Origin of the sequence: Furfurilactobacillus siliginis, from assembly GCF_001437435.1 — a bacterium.
Lineage (GTDB): Bacteria > Bacillota > Bacilli > Lactobacillales > Lactobacillaceae > Furfurilactobacillus > Furfurilactobacillus siliginis.
On the sequence record NZ_JQCB01000006.1, the window covers coordinates 44,629 to 45,194 of the forward strand.

General features: G+C 46.3%; 1 protein-coding gene. It reads right to left on the reverse strand.

Going from position 1 to position 566, the window contains the following annotated elements:
- Window positions 1-566: MBG domain-containing protein (locus IV55_RS10410; RefSeq protein ID WP_272946582.1), on the reverse strand; the 566-nt coding region annotated here is incomplete at both ends.

A 566-nucleotide genomic window follows, 5' to 3' on the forward strand; every position in this document is an offset into this window, starting at 1 on the left:
CCGGTAATGGTTCCGTAAGGCTTACCATCGTAAACCTTAGTTACAGTTGGGGCTGTGACCGTAATTGGTGCTGGTGTGATCACGTATAAACCACTTTGAATATCGGCAGCGGTAAAGCTGTAGTTAGTGTTGGCGTTTTGAATCTTCGTGATTCCAGCAGCGCTCAACTTAACCACATACTTGCCAACGTTCTGGCTGTTGATCCCACTTAAGTCGAAATCATCAGCTGTTAATGCCGGAATGACGAAGTCTGTGTAACCAGTTGGTCCAACAACCGTGTAGGTGGTTGGATCGGTACTTGCGTCCCCGTCATAAACCTTCGTGGCTCCCTTGATCACAATTGATGTGCTCAACGGGTCGTTGTCACTTGGGTTACCAGGTTTCGCTGGATTATCAGGTGTGTTTGGTGTTGCTGGATCTAATGGCTTAGCCGTAATCGTCAACTTACCAGAAACTGGCGTGATCGTGTAATTACCATTAGCGTTAGCTGTTGGTGTTACGTCAATTGCGTATTCGTTAACGTTCACATCTTTACTGATATCTGTCAGCGTGTAGTTCACATCAAC